This is a genomic window from Acidobacterium sp. S8, from assembly GCF_009765985.1.
GTDB lineage: Bacteria > Acidobacteriota > Terriglobia > Terriglobales > Acidobacteriaceae > Alloacidobacterium.
Genome location: NZ_LMUM01000027.1, coordinates 319,110 through 332,784 on the forward strand (window position 1 = coordinate 319,110; position 13,675 = coordinate 332,784).

A 13,675-nucleotide genomic window follows, 5' to 3' on the forward strand; every position below is an offset into this window, starting at 1 on the left:
ATGTGACAGCGACCACATTTGACACCCTTTCCGTAGAGCCTGGTAATGGCTCGGCGTCTTCCGACAAGCGCGTTCTACTGCTCAAGCCCCGAGGCTTCTGCGCAGGCGTTGTTCGCGCGATTGATATCGTAAGGATTGCACTCGAGACCTTCGGCGCGCCGATCTATGTGCGTAAGGAAATCGTCCACAATCGGTTTGTAGTCAACGAGTTGGCGGAAAAGGGTGCGATCTTTGTCGATGAGATCGACCAAGTCCCCCAAGGCATGCGCGTCATCTACAGCGCTCACGGCGTTTCGCCGGCTGTTCGCGAGCGCAGCAAAGACCTGAAGCTTAAGGTCATTGATGCCACCTGCCCGCTGGTCACGAAGGTTCACGTAGAAGCGGTGAAGTTTGCCAAGCAGGGCTATTCTCTTGTGCTTGTGGGTCATCGCGATCACGATGAGATTGAAGGCACCTTTGGCGAAGCGCCGGACGTGACTCAGATCGTTTCGAGCGCGCAAGAGGTAAGCACGCTTGAGGTACCTGATCCGAATCGCGTTGCCTATCTCACGCAGACGACGCTTTCGCTGGACGAGGCGCGCGATATTATTCACGCGCTGAAAGAAAAATTTCCGAACATCGTAGGCCCACATTCGCAGGACATCTGCTACGCGACAGAAAACCGTCAGACGGCGGTCAAGAATGTTGCTCATAATGCCGACCTCGTGCTGGTCGTCGGTTCAAACAACAGCTCGAACTCGAATCGTCTCGTCGAAGTGTCGCGCAACCTTGGAACGAATGGCTATCTCATTGATAACTCCGAGGCTATTGATCCGGCATGGCTTGAAAGCGTGTCAACTGTCGCCATTACTGCAGGCGCTTCTGCTCCAGAAGTGCTGGTCGAAGACGTCGTAAATTATTTGCGTCAAAAAGGTTTTGGCAGCGTCGAAGAAGTAGAAGTAATGCCCGAGAATGTGCGGTTTGGGCTTCCGCCTGAGATTGTGCAGGCCATTGCATCGGCACCAGCGCAGACGCCTGCGTCCGTTTAAGTAGTAGCGCAAACATAAGAATTCCTGCTTGCCAGGAACGAATAGTAGAGCTTTAGCGACAGCATGAATCCAATTTCCGGAACTGCAAAACGCGACGTTTCAAAGAGTGATACCCCCAGATTCGGCAGAATTGACGCCGCATTGGCATCCGTTGAAGCCGCTATTAAGCGTTCCCGTGATTACATTTTCTCAATCCAGGATCGGGAAGGGTTCTGGTGTGGCGAGCTCGAAGCCGACGGCATGCTCGAAGCCGATTACATCTTCGTGCACCGTTTCCTCGGCACTGGAGATGAAGGCAAGTTGCAGCGCGCGCTCACCGAGATGTTGCGCTACCAAAAGGAAGATGGGAGCTGGAGCATTTATCCCGGCGGACCCGGCAACATCAGTCTTTCGGTAAAGTGCTACTTCGCCGGCAAGCTCATGGGCATGACCCCTGATGAGCCGATCCTTGCCAAAGCACGCGAGTGGATTCTGGCGCATGGTGGCGTAGTAGAGTGCAACACCTTCACCAAGATTTACCTCTGCGCTCTCGGGCAATACGAGTACGACGCTGTTCCGGCGGTTCCGCCGGAGATCGTACTTTTCCCAAAGTGGTTCTATTTCAATATCTATGAGATTTCTTCGTGGTCGCGCGCCATCCTTGTTCCGCTTTCGATCGCATATGCGAAGAAGCCTTTCAAGAAAATTCCAACGGAACAGGGAATCGACGAGCTTTTCGTTGGCGGGCGCGAGAATGCCAATCTGCATCTCCGTTGGGATCATAAGAACTGGATCAGCTGGCGGAACTTCTTCCTCATGTGGGACCGCATTGCCCACTGGGCTGAGCGCGTTCATATCCGTCCCTTGCGCAAGATCGCTCTAAAGAAAGCCGAAAAATGGATGCTGGAGCGCTTCGAGATGTCCGACGGTCTCGGCGCTATCTATCCAGCCATGCTCAACGCTATTGTTGCGCTGCGGTGCCTCGGCTATTCGCTTGATGATCCGCAGGTCATCCGCGCAATGGACGAGTTTGAGAAGCTGGGCATCGATGAGCCGAACGGCTCTGCCGACTATGCCGATCCGACGTTTCGCATGCAGCCTTGCATGTCTCCTGTATGGGACACCGCGCAGGCTGTCTTCGCTCTTGGCGAAGCGGGTGTGGACCGCAACGATCCGCGCATGCTCAAGGCTGCCGACTGGATGCTTTCAAAAGAAGTACGCCACAAGGGCGACTGGGCCATGAAGGTGCGCAACGCCGAGCCGGGTGGCTGGTACTTCGAGTTTAACAATGAGTTTTACCCGGATGTCGATGATACGGCACAGGTTCTGCTTGCGCTGAATAAGGTTGATAACCCTCGCGAACGTTATCAGCATGACGTCTGCCTGCGCGCCATCGACTGGATTTTCGCCATGCAATGCCGCAACGGCGGCTGGGCCAGCTTCGATAAAGACAACACGAAGATGATCTTCCAGTACATTCCGTTTGCCGATCACAACGCGATGCTTGACCCGCCGACGGTCGACATCACCGGGCGCATTCTGGAAATGTTGGCGATCTATGGCTACACGCGCAAGGACAAGCGCGTTGAAAAGGCCATCAAGTTTATCTATGACGAGCAGGAGCCGGACGGCAGCTGGTTCGGACGCTGGGGCGTCAACTACATCTACGGAACATTCCTCGTCCTGCGCGGCCTCGAGGCCATCGGCGTCTGGAACCACGAGCCGCAGATTCAGCAGGCCGCCGAATGGATCCGCATGGTGCAGAACTCTGATGGCGGCTGGGGCGAGAGCTGCGGCAGCTACGACGATCCCAACACTCGCGGTGTCGGAATAAGTACGCCCTCGCAGACTGCATGGGCCATCCTCGGGTTGCTCTCCGCAGGCGACAATCGCAGCGACAGCGTAGCTAAGGGAGTTCGCTGGCTGCTTGAGCACCAGATGGAAGACGGTAACTGGGACGAAAGCACCGGCGAGGGGATGGAGCGTCAGGCCATCTATACCGGCACTGGTTTCCCGCGAGTCTTTTACCTCGCTTACCACCAATACCGGAACTACTTCCCGCTGCTGGCGTTGACGAACTACAAGAAGGCCATGGAACGGAGCAATTAGTATTCGTTGTTGTTCTGTGCGCAGCGAAGGATCTGTTTTTAGGCATTTAGGTAGAAGGACCGGACTTTAGCCCGGTGAAATATATATCAAGATCAGGGCCTTCAGGCCCGGGCTTTGCCAAGCCCCTCAAGGAGGAAAATGGCTGTACCAGTTTCCCAGGCATGGACCGTAGCCAGCTACGTCCTCAAGCAAAAGATCAAGGGCCGCAAGCGGTATCCGCTTGTGCTGATGCTGGAGCCGCTCTTCCGCTGCAATCTGGCCTGTGCCGGCTGCGGCAAGATTCAGTATCCCGCCCACATCCTCAAGCAGGACCTGACCCCGGAGGAATGCTTCCGTGCAGTCGAAGAGTGCGGCGCGCCGATGGTTTCCATCCCCGGTGGAGAGCCGCTGCTGCATCCCAAGATGCCGGAGATCGTAGCCGGACTTGTCGAGCGCAAGAAGTACGTTTATATGTGCACGAATGCGCTGCTCCTTAAGGAAAAGCTGCACCTCTTTAAGCCGAGCAAGTATCTCTCGTTCTCGGTCCACGTTGATGGCCAGCGCGAGCACCATGACTTCTCTGTCTGCCGCGAAGGCGGATATGACATCGCGATGGAAGGCGTTCATGCCGCCGTGGCTGCAGGCTTCCGCGTCACGACCAATACGACCCTCTTCGATGGTGCCGATCCGAACTCTGTGCGCGCTCACTTTGACGAGCTCATGGAAGCAGGCGTAGAGAGCATGATGGTGTCGCCGGGCTATACCTACGACAAGGCTCCCGATCAGAACCATTTTCTTGGCAAGGCAAGATCGCGCAAGCTCTTCCGCGCCATTCTTTCCAACCGTAAAAAGAGCTGGCAGTTCAACACCCATCCCCTGTTCTCAGAGTTTCTGATGGGCAAGCAGAACTTCGAGTGCACGCCCTGGGGCATGCCCACGTTCTCCATCTTCGGCTGGCAGAAGCCCTGCTATCTGTTGCAGGACGGCTATGCTGATACCTTCGAAGATCTGATGGAAGCGACCAACTGGGAAAACTACGGTGCGAAGAGCGGCAATCCGCAGTGCGCCAACTGCATGGTGCATTCCGGCCATGAGGCTAGCGCTGTTGACTACAACTTCAGCTCGCTCAAAGGCTTTCTTGTAACGGCGAAGAAGTACATGTTCCCGTCGCTTTACCCGGATGCGGGAGCGCAGAAGCTGCTGAACGAGTGGAAGCCGGAGCATACGAGTCCGCTGGTTCAGATACAGTCTCCCTCCACCACATCTGACAAGAGCCTGCAGACCGTTTCAGGAGATTAAGAAATATGGCGACAGAGCAGCAGGAACAATCGAGAATCGAACAGCTGCGGCACCAGAATGCAGATGAGCTGGAGCATATAGCAGGACGCGAAAAGGAAAATCTTGAGGGCTGGATACCGAATCTAGCTTCGGATGCAGAAGTACGCGAAGCGCTGGAGAAAGCCTTCGATTATCGCGGTGACATTACGGTTACCCGCAAGGACGGTTCACAGGTCACGGGTTATCTCTTCGATCGTCGCACTGGTACGTCGCTGGCCGACTCAGCGGTACGCATCATTCCATCGACCGAGCGCACCAAGCTGACCATCCCATACTCTGACATTGCAGCTCTGGCTTTTACTGGCCGCGACACCGCTGCCGGAAAGAGCTTTGAAGCGTGGGTCAAAAAATATTGGGAGAAAAAAGCGGCAGGCGAAAAGAACATCGCCATCCAGCCGGAAGCTTTGGACTAATTTTCTAAATCACTAAGCATTCTACTTGCCGTCATCCTGATGACTAACGGGAGGAAGAATCTCAAGCCAAGTTGGTTTAAGATTCTTCGCCTGCGGCTCAGAATGACGTTTTGTTTTCATGGAATGAAGAATGAAGTGGATGACCCACATCTCGAAGAGATGTGGGTTTCAAAAGTCAGGATTTCACCGGGTGCCCCATCCTTTCGCGCTGTCCGGTGTTTAGCAAGAAGGGCGCGCTGCATATACCATCCTGCAAGCAACACCATCGCTCCGACACACAAAACTATCATCGCTTCTCTTAAATAAGCAGCAGTTGAAACCGAAACTCCGACTCCGCCAATCAACGCAACATAGGCGGCAATGCACATCGGGCATTTCGGAATCAACACCAGCAGCACGCCGGAAATGACACCACCCGAGGCGGATCGCCAGAGACCGCGCCGCGCTGCTGCGGCCTTGTGACCGCAGCAGGCATGCGCGTTCATTCGTCCCCCTCGCAGCCGCAGGCCATCTTCTTCGGTGCCGCTACATAACGCCCCTGCTCATTTACTGAGCCGCCGGCTTCATAACGATCATGGTGCCGCACCCAGTCCGTCAGGTTGTAGCGAGGCCCATTTTCATTGCGGCCCTTCGGCGTAATGTCGAGATACATGTAGGCTCCCACGAACATCTCATCTCCACGCCCATGCGTCGAGTAGGTATGGAAGATGTCGCCACTTGAATCGCGATAAAAGACGCTGTCGCCGGAAAGCTCTTCGCTGAATGCGGAAATGAAATTGTAGTTGTAAGAGACTTGTCCGCTTGCGATTTGCTCTGGCGTATATGACACATGAAAGTCATAGTTGAAATCGCTGCCGAACGACGATACCCACTTGAAATTCCAGCCCATGCGCTTTCTGAATGCCTCGATCTCGGGAATCGGAGCCCGCGATACAGAAACGAAGCTCACGTCATGGTGTTCCAGGTGTGCAAGCGTCCCATCGATATGGTCCGACTTGAACGAGCACCCGACGCAGCCTTCTTTCCATCCCGGGCCGAGCATGAAGTGTTGAACAATGAGCTGACTGCGCCCATCAAACAAATCCGCCAAAGTCAGCTTGCCATCTGGCCCTTCGAATTCGTAGCTCTTTTCAACACGCACCCACGGCAACTCGCGCCGTTCGCGCCGCAGTGCATCGAGTTCGCGGGTTAACTCTTTTTCCCGAGCCAGCAGTGCTCTGCGGGCTGCCAGCCATTCCGTTTCTGACACTATTTTGTGGCTTACGCTCATCGTGGTCATTCGCAGATTCTCCTTTTAGGAACTTATTCAGATTTGTGATCCTCTCCGCAGTGCTAAAGCATCACGGAGAGGCGATCTCACAGGTTTTCATCTCTATCTACTGGTTTTGTAGCGGTCGTGATGCCGAACCCACGCCATCGGGTCGGGGCGCAGGTGTTCTTCATCGCGGCCCTTCGGTACTAGATCAAGGAAGTGATAGGGCAGCAACATCCCTTCGCCACCGCGCGCATAAGAAGAGTAAGTGTGAAAGACATTTCCCGCTTCGTCTTTGTAAAAGACGCTGGTGCCGGTCGCCTCATCGGCAGGGAAGCCTTTCGTATTGTAGTTGTAATCAAATTGGCCGCTCCGCATCTCCTCCGGCGTAAAGGAAACGCGATAATCAAAGTTGAAATCGCTGCCGTACGACGAAGCCCATTGAAAGCTCCATCCCATGCGTTTTTTGAACTCGGTGATCTTCTCAAGCGGCGCGCGTGAAATCGCCATCAGCGTCACATCGCGCTGCGCCAGATGTACCACCGCGCGATCAAAGTGATCGGCTGCCATCGAGCACCGCGGGCATCCTGCGTCCCACTCCGGCCCGAACATGAAGTGATACACAATCAACTGACTCCGCCCATCAAAAAGCTCAGCTATCGTCTTTTGACCTTCAGGTGTTGCGAAGAGGTAGTACTTTTCAACCTTTACCCAAGGCAATGCAAGCCGTTTCTTGCTTAACGCATCATGTTGTCGTAAAAGTGCTTTTTCTTCGGCCAGCAGGGCCTTGCGTGCTTCGACCCAATCCTGCTCTGAGACGATTTCGTGATTTTCCGTAACTACACTCATGACATTCTCCATAAGATAGATAAAAATCCACAGTTTAAGACCAAGCGGTGCCTACATTAGCTTTCGCTGTTGTATGGCCCGTCTCTCATCCTTTTCGAAGACGATTGCTGTTACTTTAGCTGCGCCTTTACCGCCAGCGTGCGATCCACAGGAATCACCGTGATGGCGAATGGCGTTCCCGCATCGTCGGAAATGACTGGCAAGCCGCTGTTTCCCTCATTGCCGCCAAGCATGGCGTTTGTGTAATACGGCGTGTAGACCATCATGTGTGGACGCCATGCCCCTGCAGGTCCCAGCTTCTGGTCTGCAGAGAGCATGTAGGCAAAGCCGACGGTCTCCATTCGTGGCAATTCGCCGCGGGAATAGGCTGCCTCAATCGCATCTGCGATTTCGTCAGGTCCTTTGCCTTCCATGGCAAGGCGTGCCCTCATTTCCTGGTATGGCATGACCGTGCGGACCGCCACCGGGTTGAAGCAGATGGGCGCGCGCGTCTGCGGATCATACACAAGATTGCGATTTGCTGACGGCGTAAACGTCGGCGCCCCCCAGCCGCGCATCACCATGCACACAAAACCGTTGTCTCCTTCTTTGGCAACTTTATAACCAGACGCCGTAAGTAATTTAATCGTCGCGTGCGCTGAAATATTATCTGGAGCTGCGCTTCTCGCCAGTGCTATTTCGGCTTCTGGCGACATCATGTACTCAGGTAGCGGAGGATACTTCGGAGCCTGTGCCAGTGCGCCTGCAATCCAGAAACAGGTCATCAGGGTGACCGGCAGAACGGCGCGCATTATATTTCTCGTGGCGTTGTGCCTCATATCCTCTCCATTCGCCGCTCAATACCAGCCGTTACATTGCTGAAGAAGTTGTCCCAGCCCTTATTCACCTCAAGGCCGTCCATCAGATGGTGTGGAATCAATCCAATCGCACGGTGCGAAAACTCGATGCGCGTAAGGCCGCTCTCTTCGTTCAGCCGGAAGATCACGTGGTTGACCGCAGGCGCTGACATGAACATGGGTCCATGCATCTCCAACAGCTCAGGCGGTTTGATTGACTGGACGATACCCCAGCAATGTCCAGTGTTGCTGCCGAAATCGCGATACCATCGCCCACCTGGCCACGCTTCCAGAGTCAGGTTGTGACGCTCTTTGGTTGGCGACTCATTCAGAGGACCCATGTTTTCTAACACCGTCTCCCAGACGATATCGATAGAAGCGGCAATCTCGATCTCGCGAACAACCTCAAGTATTTCCACCGCTTGCTCTGATACTTTCGTGCTCATTTCTCCTCCTTGTCTCTTCCGATCTGATTTTCGCGGGCAATCCGCTCCGCCATCTTCTGCTCGGCGCGTATCTTGATCCTGTCGAGCTGATGGGTCCAGTAGCGCTCATATACCTTCACCCAGTCATGCACAGGCTTCAACTCCTTTGCGTTAAGACGGTAAAGGCGCATCTGTCCGCGCTTGCTCACTGTCACCACGCCCACCTTGCGCAACACGCCAAGATGCTTCGAAACGGCAGGCTGCGGCAGCTTGAGTCGCAGCACAACGTCGCCCACAGCATGCTCTCCGCCGTCTGACAGCATGCCGATAATCTCCCGCCGGCGCGGTTCAGCAATCGCGTTAAAAACATCGGCGGTAGTTGCTGCTCTTGCCATGAAGAGAACTGTATATTCCTATATAGGAATATGTCAAGTTGATTGAAGAGATTTTTTTGGAGCGTAAAAGTGCATAGATTAGATAGGGAAACCGATACTAATCCGGTGGAAAAATGCTGCGAGACGCAACGCTTTTTCCGGCTAGTCAGCGACCATCAACTCGCCGGGCAAAATCGGTCTTGTGCGAGGCAACAGCCCAAAGACGGCGGCCATTCCAACCCCGCCAAGCATAAGGATATAAACCACCAGCTTCGTGACATCGGTGGTGTGTGTTTTAGGCAGCGCCTTCCAGAGAACTAGCAGTACCGCCTGCGCCAGCGTCACTGCCCAGACCGTTCCGTAGAAATAACGCCGCTCCGTGCCTTCGCCCTTTGTGGAACGCCGGACACGCGGAAGCATAGCCAACAATCCAAGCAGCAGAATCAACCCGCAAAGAGGGAAATACCCGTACCGGTAAATCTGCATCATGTGCCAGCGCCGATTCACAGCCGCATCCACCAGTCCCGCCAGATTCAGCAGCGCAAAGCTGAGTGCGGCATTCCAGGCAAATGTGTAGCAAACCCGGCGATAGAGCGGGTTTGACCGGTCCTCATCGAAACGCAGTATGTAAGGTGCAGGCTCAGCGCCTGGCAGCTTGCCGCGGTACGCAGCAATCCCGGTACCGACTAACACCACACCCAGCCATAGGACGTTCCTCACGCTTCCGCCAGCAGCAAATAAATCAAACATCAGCCATCCGGGAGCAAGGAAGAAGACCCAGATCCATATCGGCCAGTGTGCCAGCCGGTAAATCCGCGTATTGCGTTCGCGTATCCTGCGATGCGCCGCATATTCCACTTTGATCGAATAGGCCATGGGTGAAAGCGGTCTCCGGACCGAGGTCGAGGAAAAGAGTGTCTTCTGATCGAGTGCTGTCTTAGACGTTTGACACGACATCAGTCGATAGATCTTGTTTGCCAGCCATCGTACTTGCTCTGCCAACCCGGAGCAAGCTGCGTTGTCCATGGTCGCTGAGCGGCACGATTACGTGGTTGGTACATGGACGGCGATACGCTGAATGCCGACCACAGAATTTGCTCATCAGACGCTAAAATGACTTGTGCGAAAAATCCTTCTTATTGTCCTTGTCCTCGTAATTTTGCTGCCGATTGTCCTTATCTTTGCGCGTTCAGCTACGCCAGTAGTCGACGTGCCGACGCCTATGGTCTCTCTCGGTCAGGCCACTCCCATCACCGTGCGCGTGCGTGATCCACGCGGAATTCGGAGTCTCGCTGCATCTGTCGAGCAGAATGGTGTGCGTTATTCCGTCTGGAAAGCCGATCAGCCTTCACAGGCCACGGACAGCACCTGGAACTTCACTGCCGGAGTAAAGACCACACCGCAGCTGAAAGATGGCAAGGCTAAACTGATTCTTGAAGCTACATCGAACGATCTGCTCCGGAAGACCGGACGATGGGAGCATGAGCTCACCGTAGTAACGCAGCCGCCCAGCGTCAGCGTCGATTCCGAGCAGCACTACCTGTATCTTGGCATGGCTGATCTGGCTACGTTCAACATCTCCGGTGCATGGACGGAAGCAGGCATGCGTGTCGGCGATCAGACCTTCCGCGCATGGCCCATGCCTGGTGGCAAGCCCGGCTATTTTTCGCTCTTCGCTTTCGCGTGGAATATGCCGCCGGATACGGTTCCCGTGGTCTACGCTTCAAATGGTGCGGGAAACGATGTAACCAGCCCGATCGTATTCCAGTTCCCTAAAAAGGAGCAGCCGAAGTACACCGTTCACGACCTGCAGATCACCGATGCCTTTGTCCATAAAGTGGTGAATGAGCTTGATCCGAACGGCTCCGGCGATCCTGTGGCGCGCTTCGTAAAGATCAACAACGAAATGCGTCGCGCGAACAATAAGGTGCTCGCAGATCTGCGGCTCAAAACCGCCGATAAGTTTTTGTGGTCGCAGCCTTTCGCGCGCCAGGCCCATGCTCAATCAGAGGCGACTTTCGCCGACCTGCGAAATTACATCTATCAGGGGAAGAAGATCGATCAGCAAGTGCATCTTGGATACGACCTGGCAGTTACTCAGCATGTGGGTGTAGAGGCATCGAACGATGGCCGGGTAGTATACGCGGCGCCGCTTGGCATCTATGGTAACTGCATTGTGGTCGACCATGGCTATGGACTGCAAACGCTTTACGGTCACCTGAGCCATATCGATGTGCATGAAGGCGACATGGTGAAACGAGGGCAGGTAATGGGCACTAGCGGACAGACAGGAATGGCCGGAGGTGATCACATCCACTTCGGCATGCTGCTCGATGGCGTGCAGATCGATCCCAAGGAATGGTGGGACAGTCATTGGATTAAGGATCACATCGCAAAGCGCATCGATTTGCCTGGCTTCCATGACTAAGTAATTGCGATTCTTCATATGGTGATTAGTCGATCGCAGCGGATGGAAGGATATTCCTGCGATCGACCTTGGTCCGTGGATCGGCATCTATTCAGTTGGCTGGAGGGAAACAGATCCCGTGAGCAAACAGGAAGATGTCGAGATACTTTCGATCGATGGCTACGAGGTGCGCGTCACTCATCCCGGGAAGCTCTATTTTTCGAGAGAGGTAAAGCTCTCGAAACTCGAACTCGTGCGGTATTACCTTGCAGTTGCACCAGGGGCTCTCAACGGCATTCGCGACCGGCCAATCGTACTCAAACGCTTCGTCAACGGAGCGGAAGGCGAAGCTTTCTATCAGAAGCGAGCACCTTCCGAACATCCGGAATGGCTCCAGACCGTGACGCTATCGTTTCCTTCGGGAAGGACAGCCGAAGAACTTGTTGTAGAAAATACCGCGGGTCTTGCATGGATCGTCAACCTTGGATGCATTGAGCTTCACCCTCACGCCATTCGTTCCAAAGATCTGAACCACCCCGATGAGCTGCGTATCGATCTGGACCCGGGGCCGGGAATAGGCTGGGCAGACGTACGGCGAGTCGCTCTTGAGGTGAATGCGTTTCTCGAAGAGCTCGGGCTTCGCGGGTGGCCCAAGACGAGTGGTTCGCGCGGGATGCATATCAACGTGCGCATCGAGCCACGCTGGACCTTCGACGAAGTCCGCCGCGCGGCGCTCGCGCTGTCGCGTGAAATCGAACGTCGCGCTCCTGCTCTGGCCACTTCGAAGTGGTGGAAGGAAGAGCGGCATGGCGTCTTTCTCGATTACAACCAGAATGCAAAAGATCGCACCACTGCGTCGGCATATTCGGTCCGACCGCTTCCTGATGCCCGCGTCTCGACTCCGCTCAGATGGGATGAAGTGGCAGAGTGTGACCCCGCCGATTTCACTGTGCTGACGGTGCCAAAGCGCTTCGCAGAAATCGGAGATCCGCATGCGAACATGGACTCCGACGCAGGTTCTCTGGAGAAGCTTCTGGATTTCGCAGCCAGAGACGACGCCGCAGGGCTGGGCGACGCGCCCTGGCCTCCGCACTTCAAAAAGACGGCTGATGAGAAATCGCGAGTAGCTCCCTCCCGCGCCAAAAAAGCGACGACAAAGCCAAGAGAAAAAATGCCGCTTCTGGTTGTAGCGAATTCGCCTGATAAAGCAGCCGCTATCGCCGGTTTGGAAAGATGGAAAGCCAGCTATCCAAAAGCCGCCCAATTTTTAGCGGTGGAAGATGTGCTGATCGATTCCATGCGCGGCCGATCTTCTACATGGACACGAGTTCGTGTAAACCTGCGCAACGTTCCGGAAGATCTGCGACCGGATCAGGGGACTCCCGATCCTGACGATGATCCCACGCGAAAGCAGCGCGCCGAGCGTCCATCGCGAAAGCGGAAGGCAGTTACCGGTTCTTAGGAAAGATAGCCATCAGCTCTTCCGGCGGCACTACTTCCAGTTGCGCGTAGGTGCAATCCTTCGGAGGCTTATCGAAACGCCATCTGAGAAACTGCGCCATATGTCGAAAGCGCCCGCTTTGCATGTGCTCATAAGCGACTTCTGCCACCAGCTCAATCCGCAATGGTTCCCAGGAGAGATCCTTGCCTTGGCTCCAGCGGCTTTGGCCACCGGGCATTCTCTGCGGCCCATCACCGCTTGCGGTTTCGTCATCCGTCGAGTTGTTCCAGGGATGATCGGCAAGAGCATTCTCTCGATAAGGCGCCAGGTAATTCACCAGCTCATAACGCTTTTCAAGAGGAAAGCTCCCGCATACGCCGACATGTTGCAACGAGCCCGCATCATCGTAAAGGCCGAGCAGCAACGAGCCTACAGCAGGGCGGTCGCCCTTCCGATACCAGCGAAAGCCTGCAACCACGCAATCACAATCGCGCTCGTGCTTGACCTTGAACATCACCCTTTTATCCGGTTCATAAACGCCGCTCTTCGGCTTCGCCATTACGCCATCCAATCCAGCGCCCTCAAAACGGCGAAACCAATCCAGAGCCATCTTCGGATCATCGGTCGCTGGAGTGATATTCAGCGGCGGGGAGGCCGACGACAGAATGGACTCCAGCTCGCTTCGCCGCTCGATGAAAGGCTTCTCTCTAAAATCGTGGTGGTCCTTTGAAAGCAGATCGAAAAATACGATAGAAGCCGGCATCTGATGGCTGAGAAGCTTTACTCTCGATGCCGCCGGATGAATGCGCAGTTGAAGAGCATCGAAATCCAGCGCGCCACGATTTGCTATGACGATTTCGCCGTCGAGAACGCATCGATCAGGCAACTGTGAGCGCAGCGGATCAAGCAATTCCGGAAAATAGCGATTCAGCGATTTCTGCTCGCGGCTTTGAAGCAGAATCTCATTGCCGTCGCGGAATATCAGTGCCCTGAAGCCATCCCACTTCGGTTCATAAATCCAGTCTGCTCCCAAAGGTAATTCCGAGACGCGTTTGGCGAGCATCGGCAGAATGGGCGGGTTGGCAGGCAGCGACATGTTGAGCGCCAGATTTATTTCATCGTCCGATTTTTTTGGAGCAATCTTTGCCATAACTCCTCTTCTCCATCAGGCCCGCAGCCAGCCGCTGCTCATCTCTTTTTTTGCGCCGTCGCTTTCTTGGATGCGGTCGAGGTTTTTACGTCGGC

14 protein-coding genes are annotated in these 13,675 nt (G+C 54.8%); 6 read left to right on the forward strand and 8 right to left on the reverse strand.

What is annotated here, in order from left to right:
* The first annotated feature begins 2 nt into the window (after window positions 1-2).
* From GSQ86_RS11600 to GSQ86_RS11615, 4 genes are all read left to right on the forward strand, one after another.
* Window positions 3-1,028 carry a 4-hydroxy-3-methylbut-2-enyl diphosphate reductase gene (locus GSQ86_RS11600; protein WP_158750092.1) on the forward strand — a complete coding sequence of 342 codons (1,026 nt, stop codon included), beginning with the start codon at window positions 3-5 and terminating at the stop codon, window positions 1,026-1,028.
* A gap of 63 nt (window positions 1,029-1,091) precedes the next feature.
* On the forward strand, window positions 1,092-3,116 hold the full coding sequence (gene shc / locus GSQ86_RS11605) for a squalene--hopene cyclase (RefSeq protein ID WP_158750093.1): 2,025 nt from the start codon (window positions 1,092-1,094) through the stop codon (window positions 3,114-3,116).
* A gap of 138 nt (window positions 3,117-3,254) precedes the next feature.
* Window positions 3,255-4,394 (forward strand): adenosyl-hopene transferase HpnH, encoded by a 1,140-nt coding sequence (gene hpnH / locus GSQ86_RS11610; RefSeq protein WP_158750094.1) that lies wholly within the window; start codon window positions 3,255-3,257, stop codon window positions 4,392-4,394.
* A gap of 5 nt (window positions 4,395-4,399) precedes the next feature.
* Complete coding sequence (locus GSQ86_RS11615; protein WP_158750095.1) at window positions 4,400-4,846, forward strand: hypothetical protein; 447 nt, start codon at window positions 4,400-4,402, stop codon at window positions 4,844-4,846.
* A gap of 116 nt (window positions 4,847-4,962) precedes the next feature.
* Here the strand turns inward: GSQ86_RS11615 and GSQ86_RS11620 are convergent, their stop codons facing one another.
* The 7 genes from GSQ86_RS11620 to GSQ86_RS11650 all read right to left on the reverse strand — a co-directional run bounded on the left by GSQ86_RS11620 (window position 4,963) and on the right by GSQ86_RS11650 (window position 9,458).
* Complete coding sequence (locus tag GSQ86_RS11620) at window positions 4,963-5,331, reverse strand: hypothetical protein (protein WP_158750096.1); 369 nt, start codon at window positions 5,329-5,331, stop codon at window positions 4,963-4,965.
* Complete coding sequence (locus tag GSQ86_RS11625; protein WP_216841122.1) at window positions 5,328-6,125, reverse strand: thioredoxin family protein; 798 nt, start codon at window positions 6,123-6,125, stop codon at window positions 5,328-5,330. Before GSQ86_RS11625 ends, GSQ86_RS11620 begins: the two co-directional genes overlap by 4 nt.
* Window positions 6,126-6,218: 93 nt before the next feature.
* Window positions 6,219-6,947, reverse strand: a complete 729-nt coding sequence (locus GSQ86_RS11630; RefSeq protein ID WP_216841123.1) for a thioredoxin family protein — start codon at window positions 6,945-6,947, stop codon at window positions 6,219-6,221.
* A gap of 110 nt (window positions 6,948-7,057) precedes the next feature.
* Complete coding sequence (locus tag GSQ86_RS11635; protein ID WP_158750098.1) at window positions 7,058-7,738, reverse strand: hypothetical protein; 681 nt, start codon at window positions 7,736-7,738, stop codon at window positions 7,058-7,060.
* A gap of 23 nt (window positions 7,739-7,761) precedes the next feature.
* On the reverse strand, window positions 7,762-8,229 hold the full coding sequence (locus GSQ86_RS11640) for an SRPBCC domain-containing protein (RefSeq protein WP_158750099.1): 468 nt from the start codon (window positions 8,227-8,229) through the stop codon (window positions 7,762-7,764).
* Window positions 8,226-8,603 (reverse strand): helix-turn-helix transcriptional regulator, encoded by a 378-nt coding sequence (locus tag GSQ86_RS11645; RefSeq protein WP_158750100.1) that lies wholly within the window; start codon window positions 8,601-8,603, stop codon window positions 8,226-8,228. The genes GSQ86_RS11640 and GSQ86_RS11645 overlap by 4 nt, the downstream gene beginning before the upstream one ends.
* A 141-nt stretch (window positions 8,604-8,744) precedes the next feature.
* The gene (locus tag GSQ86_RS11650; RefSeq protein WP_158750101.1) at window positions 8,745-9,458 is read right to left on the reverse strand and encodes a hypothetical protein; all 714 of its coding nucleotides are present in this window, start codon (window positions 9,456-9,458) and stop codon (window positions 8,745-8,747) included.
* Between the two features lie 244 nt (window positions 9,459-9,702).
* Between GSQ86_RS11650 and GSQ86_RS11655 the strand changes: the two genes are divergently transcribed.
* A complete protein-coding gene (locus tag GSQ86_RS11655) occupies window positions 9,703-11,010 on the forward strand; it encodes a M23 family metallopeptidase (protein ID WP_254062316.1) in 1,308 nt (435 codons plus the stop codon).
* Between the two features lie 118 nt (window positions 11,011-11,128).
* Complete coding sequence (gene ligD, locus GSQ86_RS11660; protein ID WP_158750102.1) at window positions 11,129-12,451, forward strand: non-homologous end-joining DNA ligase; 1,323 nt, start codon at window positions 11,129-11,131, stop codon at window positions 12,449-12,451.
* Here the strand turns inward: ligD and GSQ86_RS11665 are convergent.
* Window positions 12,438-13,580, reverse strand: a complete 1,143-nt coding sequence (locus GSQ86_RS11665) for an ATP-dependent DNA ligase (RefSeq protein WP_254062317.1) — start codon at window positions 13,578-13,580, stop codon at window positions 12,438-12,440. The two genes, ligD and GSQ86_RS11665, sit on opposite strands and share 14 nt — an antisense overlap.
* Between the last annotated feature and the right edge of the window lie 95 nt (window positions 13,581-13,675).

Coding starts and splice junctions, on each gene's coding strand:
- shc (WP_158750093.1), top strand. CDS start 1,092: ATGAATCCAATTTCCGGAACTGCAAAACGCGACGTTTCAAAGAGTGAT.
- hpnH (WP_158750094.1), top strand. CDS start 3,255: ATGGCTGTACCAGTTTCCCAGGCATGGACCGTAGCCAGCTACGTCCTC.
- GSQ86_RS11615 (WP_158750095.1), top strand. CDS start 4,400: ATGGCGACAGAGCAGCAGGAACAATCGAGAATCGAACAGCTGCGGCAC.
- GSQ86_RS11620 (WP_158750096.1), bottom strand. CDS start 5,331: ATGAACGCGCATGCCTGCTGCGGTCACAAGGCCGCAGCAGCGCGGCGC.
- GSQ86_RS11625 (WP_216841122.1), bottom strand. CDS start 6,125: ATGACCACGATGAGCGTAAGCCACAAAATAGTGTCAGAAACGGAATGG.
- GSQ86_RS11630 (WP_216841123.1), bottom strand. CDS start 6,947: ATGAGTGTAGTTACGGAAAATCACGAAATCGTCTCAGAGCAGGATTGG.
- GSQ86_RS11635 (WP_158750098.1), bottom strand. CDS start 7,738: ATGCGCGCCGTTCTGCCGGTCACCCTGATGACCTGTTTCTGGATTGCA.
- GSQ86_RS11640 (WP_158750099.1), bottom strand. CDS start 8,229: ATGAGCACGAAAGTATCAGAGCAAGCGGTGGAAATACTTGAGGTTGTT.
- GSQ86_RS11645 (WP_158750100.1), bottom strand. CDS start 8,603: ATGGCAAGAGCAGCAACTACCGCCGATGTTTTTAACGCGATTGCTGAA.
- GSQ86_RS11650 (WP_158750101.1), bottom strand. CDS start 9,458: ATGGCCTATTCGATCAAAGTGGAATATGCGGCGCATCGCAGGATACGC.
- GSQ86_RS11665 (WP_254062317.1), bottom strand. CDS start 13,580: ATGGCAAAGATTGCTCCAAAAAAATCGGACGATGAAATAAATCTGGCG.